At 41.3% G+C, this 6,125-nt stretch carries 4 protein-coding genes; all 4 read left to right on the top strand.

Features of this window, described 5'->3' with window-relative positions; genetic code table 11:
* The first annotated feature begins 612 nt into the window (after nt 1-612).
* Nucleotides 613-4,323, top strand: coding sequence for a DUF1542 domain-containing protein (locus HT678_RS11580; RefSeq protein ID WP_226372876.1), 3,711 nt, complete (start codon nt 613-615; stop codon nt 4,321-4,323).
* Nucleotides 4,324-4,634: 311 nt separating this feature from the next.
* The gene (locus HT678_RS08640; RefSeq protein ID WP_000186951.1) at nt 4,635-5,093 is read left to right on the top strand and encodes a DUF4231 domain-containing protein; all 459 of its coding nucleotides are present in this window, start codon (nt 4,635-4,637) and stop codon (nt 5,091-5,093) included.
* 12 nt (nt 5,094-5,105) lie between these two features.
* Nucleotides 5,106-5,714: a hypothetical protein gene (locus tag HT678_RS08635; RefSeq protein WP_000083606.1), complete on the top strand. Its 609-nt coding sequence runs from the start codon at nt 5,106-5,108 to the stop codon at nt 5,712-5,714.
* Nucleotides 5,707-6,117: a hypothetical protein gene (locus HT678_RS08630; RefSeq protein ID WP_000595757.1), complete on the top strand. Its 411-nt coding sequence runs from the start codon at nt 5,707-5,709 to the stop codon at nt 6,115-6,117. The genes HT678_RS08635 and HT678_RS08630 overlap by 8 nt, the downstream gene beginning before the upstream one ends.
* Nucleotides 6,118-6,125: the final 8 nt, after the last annotated feature.

Here is a 6,125-nt window from a genome sequence, read left to right as displayed (position 1 = left end):
TCACGGGTGGTTATGACTTAAGGAATAGGAATGAAAAGTAAGAAGTTAAAATTATACTCAATGAAAATCTCTTCAAACCACATCAGCGTCGCCTTGCAGTCTGTATCTTACTGACCAAGCTATGGTGGACTTAGAATAGGTGATTTGGAGCGTCCTAGCGGCTAGGAAATGCTGATCATAGTCCTTTGCTGAGGATAGGGTGTTTCAATATTCAACACTCAACACTCAACTGTTGACCTAATTGATAGGAAGGGAATTACTATAAAATACTCAGGTTTCCATCATATTTCTTGAAACGATTGTGTAATTAAAATGTAACAATATTGTAACATTGGCACAAAAAGGTGTTGTACATATATAAATGTAGTATAACTGTTTCGCTATTTGTTAAAAAATAGGCTGTATTAAAAGGTTTTATATGTCTGTGCATATATATATATATATATATATATATTGTCGCTTTTTTCTTGCCTTTCCTGACTCTATCTTGTCAGCGAGGAGGTTGACTTGTATGTCAGAAGTGTTACTATATGATTGATATATTATCGACTGTCGGCTTTTTGCGCGCTTTCTAAGCTCGGGGAAGCTCTCAGATGAGGAAAGGATTCACTTATGTTCAAGAAAAAGAATGATGGCAATGGAGAGAAAATTTTCCGTTATTCCATTCGTAAATACCATTTTGGGGCTGCTAGTGTTGCGGTTGCGGCATTGATGTTTTTCGCAAATGGGGTGCAAGCGCAGGCACCTGCAGTATCTTCGGCAACAGCCAGTGATGTAGTTGCTGGATCTGCTGGAAATTCAGATGGGGAACCACAGGAGTCAGATGGGGAAGAGCCAGAGAAGGTCTCTCAGACTGAACCGTCGGCTGAGCTCCAGTCTGCAGGGGAGTCAAACTCTCCAGAGACTAAAATCGAGGACGCTAGTAAGGGGCAGGAAACAGCTGGCCTTGTTCCTACCAAACCAGAGACGAAGCCAGCTGCTCAAGAAACTTCTCAAGGAGGAGCAGTAAAAGAGCAAGACCAGCCCACATCTGCCACTAAAACGACAGAAGCTAAATCACTCCAAGGCAATCTGCAAGCTTTGTTGGAAAAACTAACTCTTAGCTCCATGAAAGCGCTCCACGATGAAGTGGAAGCAGGTCTAGCAGCAGCTAAGGCAGTTTTGGACGATCCAAAAGCGACGCAAGCGCAGGTTGATGAGCAAGTAAGAGCTATGGAAGAACTGACGAGCCGTGTCAATCAAGCCTTGGAGCCATCGCTACCAAAATTGACAGACTTGGGTGAAGCAAGTTCGACAAATAATAAGCTTGTCGAACCAAACGGAACTGCAACTGAGCAAGCAACTGGTGGAAAGCGTCGTAAAAGAGGGGGAACAATCGAGCCTGGAGCAGTTGCGAACCAAGTTAGTCCAACTGATGGAGGAAAGGAAGCAGCACCTGAAGCCAACTCTCAATCTACTCCACGAGAACTCCCAACCTACACTAATACGACAGAAGGTGAAAACGGCGTCTATAGACTAAAAGATGAATTAGAGTCTATTGTCAAACGACTTAAAGAAAATCAAGCGTCGGAAGATAAAATCCAAGCAGCAAAAGCAGCAGCTGATAAGTTCAATGAAGCCTTTTCTAAAGGCGATACCATCAGCCAAGAAGATTTTGCCGCTGCCCTAGTCGACCTGAAAAAATCCCGAGACCTCATCGAAGGAGTGCTGGAAGAAAAATATGGTGAGGAAACTACAGCTGGAGGAGTAACTCCTCAACCACGTGATGGTGGCTACTCTGACTTTCGTAGTTCGAGAGTTACAAGAGCTGCAAGAGCTGGCGAAAACTACTCTGAAGCCTTTAGAACAGCTCAAGAAAGTTATTTTGAGAAATCAGGTGATAGGGGAAATTCTCCTTATGATAAGTATACCTATGTTTTCTATTCAAATAGAAAATATAGAGATAACTCAACGAAGCTGGTATCAGAGGCTGAAAAATATATTAAAGCTACAGTAACATCAACGGAAGATGGATTTCATTGGGATATTGAAATTAATAATCAGCACAGGAGATTACCGGGGAATACACAAGTTTGGTTTACTGTTCCTTCGGGTCAAGAATTTAAACACAATTCGGATGCTTTTAGCATAACAGAAAAAAGTGGAGGAACTACAACTAGATCTCCAAATACTAGTAGTATTTTAGAACTACTTAGAGACTCAAGAGCGCAATTTGGTAGGGTTACTAAAGGGACTACGACGTCTACTGGCGTTAATAATAGATTCACATTGAATCCAATGCCGTCTGGAAGTCTAAACGATTTGGCAAGGAGGGGACCTAGAGGAACCAATCCTTATGAGAGACGAGCTGAAAGCCGAGAAAATCAAAAGGTTTCAGATGGAAAGTTTGACATTATCAATTCAAGTAGAGGAGAGTTATACTATTTTGAATTGCCCAATAGTGACAGAAAATATAGATTGTCATTTAATACCGTGGGAAATAATGATGTTAAAAAACTGGTATATGCTTTTGGATTAAGAGGCAGAGAGGGGGCCGAATTATTTCTTGCAAACCAATGGCATGCCAGAACATATGCCGAGGCAAAAGGTGATGCTAAGGATGAAATAGAGAAAGCGAGACAACGTAAAAATGATAGCCTTGGTAAGAATGGAAGCCTTTCGTCTGTAGAGCGAGATGGTGCTACTGCAATAGTTAATACCTATGCACGTCAAGCTACACGCGATATTGAAAATGCCGACAGCCTTATTAAGGTGGATGATGCCTTGCACAAGGGGTTGGAAAATATTAACGGCGTGAACCCGATAGGGAAAGATTTGCCAAAAGAAGCTATCAAACAAGCCGCAAATACTAAACGAGGTGAGATAGACAAACAAGCAGGCTTAACAGATGAAGAAAAAGCTACAGCTAAGCGAACAGTAACAGAGAAAGAAACAACAGCAGTCTCAAACGTAGATACAGCAACAACAAATACAGCGGTAGATACAGCCAAAACTACAGGAGTTACTGAAATTAATAACGTTACAGCCACAGGAACTAAAAAACCTGAAGCAAAAGAAGCTATCAAACAAGCCGCAAATACTAAACGAGGTGAGATAGACAAACAAGCAGGCTTAACAGATGAAGAAAAAGCTACAGCTAAGCGAACAGTAACAGAGAAAGAAACAACAGCAATCTCAAACGTAGATACAGCAACAACAAATACAGCGGTAGATACAGCCAAAACTACAGGAGTTACTGAAATTAATAACGTTACAGCCACAGGAACTGCTAACACTCAAGCTAAGCAAGAACTACGCAGAAAAGCTGACGAGAAGAAAAACGCTCTAGCAGGAACTCCTCATATCACAAATGAAGAGAAGGAAGCCGCTAATCGTCAAGTAGAGGCAGCAGTTACAGCAGCGGAAGCTGAGATTGATAAAGCTAAGACACAAACTGATGTAGAGAATGCGAAGACTGCTGGTATTGCTGAAATCAATAAGGTCACAGCCACAGCAAGCGCCAACAATGGTGGCAATACTAACACCGGTGGTAACACCAACAATGGTGGCAACACTAACAATGGTGGCAACACTAACGCTGGTGGCAACACTAACACCGGTGGCAACACTAACAATGGTGGTAACACTAATAACGGTGGCAACACTAATAACGGTGGCAACACCAACACCGGTGGCAACACTAATAACGGTGGCAACACTAACACCAGTGTGACACCACCAATCCGTAACCGGAGAAGTGTAACCTTTGCTGGTGGCACTCAATCGAGTCAAGAGAAACAGGTTGATAAATCCGTCTTAAGAGATTTGATTGGAGACTTGGAAACTCGTTTGAAAGACTTGGATGGTATTGATCAATCTGTCATCGACGCTGTGAAGATCATTCTCGGAGAGGGTCAAGAAGCCCTTAGAAATACTGACTTGACGGAAGCAGACTTGAGAGAGATGACTGCTAAGATCAAAGAAGCACTCGAATCCTTGAAAGGTAAGCAAGCGACTAAGGATAAAGAGGAAATGCAAGAAACAAGCAAAGAGCAAGGTCATCTTCCATATGGTACCATGATTGCTAGCCTGCTCGCCCTTCTTGGTCTCCTTCTCTTCCTCATCGCTCGTCGCAAGAAAGAGTCAGAACTCAAGAAATTGACTAAGGAACTGACTAAGGTTCTGCAAGAAAGCGACCTTACAAATGTAGATGCGAAAGTCCTTGACCAAGCACGAGAAGCTCTCGCTCAAGCAGTTGCCTTCCTAGCCAATGAGAAAGAGTCTGACCACACAGAAGAGGAGTTGATTGAGAAACTCAAAGCTGTTCTTGCTCAGTTAAGATAAGTCAAACTTAGCCGAGTCGGAAACCAGCTAGAATAGTGATTGATAGAATGTTGGAAAAACTCAATTTGAGGTGAACATTCAGAAAATCTTTCTCTGATAAAACGCATAATATCAAGCTTTTTAAGGCAAGGTATTATGCGTTTTTATCATTTTGAAACTTTTTGTTCCATCCTTTTTGTGATATTTTTCCCTTATTTCACAAATATTTCATATTTAGATTTTATAATAAGTTATAGTTCAGTTTTTACTATACTTTGATATTCAAATATGTTATACTATGATTATCAAAGTAAATGAAAGGGGTTACGAACATGACGCCAGAAGAAATGTACCTGACAGATCGATTGGACGTACAGATAGCTCATTTTTTAAAGAAAAGCGTTCAACATCGTAGACGCTATAAGGTATTAAAAATAACAGAAATCGTGGCAGGTTTCCTCATAGCTGTCTTTTGTGCTGTTCCTATGCCAGGTGATCGCTACCGTTTGATTTCGGTTGCCTTATCCAGTTTAGGCTTGCTGTGTGAAGGGATTCTCAATTTGTATAATGCAAAGGAACATTGGATTTCTTACCAAAAGACTGCGCAACTCCTGGAGAGAGAAAAATTCCTCTATCAATGCCAAACAGAGAAATATGCAGGAAAAACCAAGACTTTTGCCCTATTTGTCAAGACATGCGAAGGTCTTATCTCAGAGGAAATCAACCAGTGGGAAAGTATCCAGTCAAAAGAAGTGGCAGCTAGTGCAGATGCTCCAGAGAAAAAAGAGTAGGAGGTGGAGGAAATGTCTCAATCCAGCTACCTATTGCCCTTGCTCTGGTTAAAAAAAGAAGCCGACAAGGAAAAGATGAGCGCAACTCAGTGCCAGATATTTTTCTTTTATTATCAACTGTTTGAACTCTTATTTGCTAGAGAAAGCGACTTGAGAGACTTGTGTCTGGGAAGGCAAGGTTTTTATTTCTCGCAGTTAGAGAAAGATTTGCTTTCTGGAGTTTCCCACTTTTTAAAAAACTTGGAGGGCAAGGGGACTCTCAAGGCTAATCAAGAAGTATCAGCTCGCAAAGCCCTTTTTCTAGCCTTGACAACTAGCCAGTCAGATTGGCAAGCTTTGGCTCCTGTTTTTGATTTTTATCAGACTATCGGGAGACTTGAACATCCTTCTCTCTTGAGTTCTCAGGACAGACAATATCTGATGTGGATTTACCAGTCAGCTTTGGAGAAGGATTATAGTGTCAAGGTTATTGGCGACAAGCATTTTGTATTGAAGAGACAAGATGCTACTAAATTGACAGGGCGCCAAACTCAAACTTTGGAAACACTGAGTCAATCAGAAGACTTGGTCAATCCTGTCTATGTTACATTAGGAGAAAAGGGGGTGCTCTTGCTTGATTAAGAGAGGAGATGTTGTAGCTCTTTATTTGCCTTTTCCGACTATTAGTAGCGATTTGGCTGTGAAGAATCATATGTATATTTGTATTGACAACAGCATGACTAAAAACAAAGAGTTGGTTAAAAATCAGACCTTCAAACCAGCTCTCTTGACCAGACGTTTGGTCAAGAACTTTATGATAGAAGAGCCGGATCTAGCTCGTAATCCTTTTACAAGACCAACCTTGATTGACTTAGATAAGGTATTTATGTTGGATAATACGGTCATTCCGACTTCTTATCTAGCTAGACGGCGACGCAATGTCTCAGAAGAATTGTACGAGGAAATTTTGGATCACTTAGTCCAACCACGGCTGATTTCGCTGAACAAGTCTGAGTTTATGCAACTCAATCCAGGAACTTATTAGGAGGAAGA

Source organism: Streptococcus sp. 3167, assembly GCF_013277175.1.
Taxonomy (GTDB): Bacteria; Bacillota; Bacilli; order Lactobacillales; family Streptococcaceae; genus Streptococcus; species Streptococcus pseudopneumoniae.
This window is presented reverse-complemented; position numbering and strand designations above follow the sequence as displayed.

What these genes read in the sequence shown, in the direction of transcription:
- HT678_RS08640 (WP_000186951.1), top strand. Translation starts at nt 4,635, where the DNA reads ATGACGCCAGAAGAAATGTACCTGACAGATCGATTGGACGTACAGATA.
- HT678_RS11580 (WP_226372876.1), top strand. Translation starts at nt 613, where the DNA reads ATGTTCAAGAAAAAGAATGATGGCAATGGAGAGAAAATTTTCCGTTAT.
- HT678_RS08635 (WP_000083606.1), top strand. Translation starts at nt 5,106, where the DNA reads ATGTCTCAATCCAGCTACCTATTGCCCTTGCTCTGGTTAAAAAAAGAA.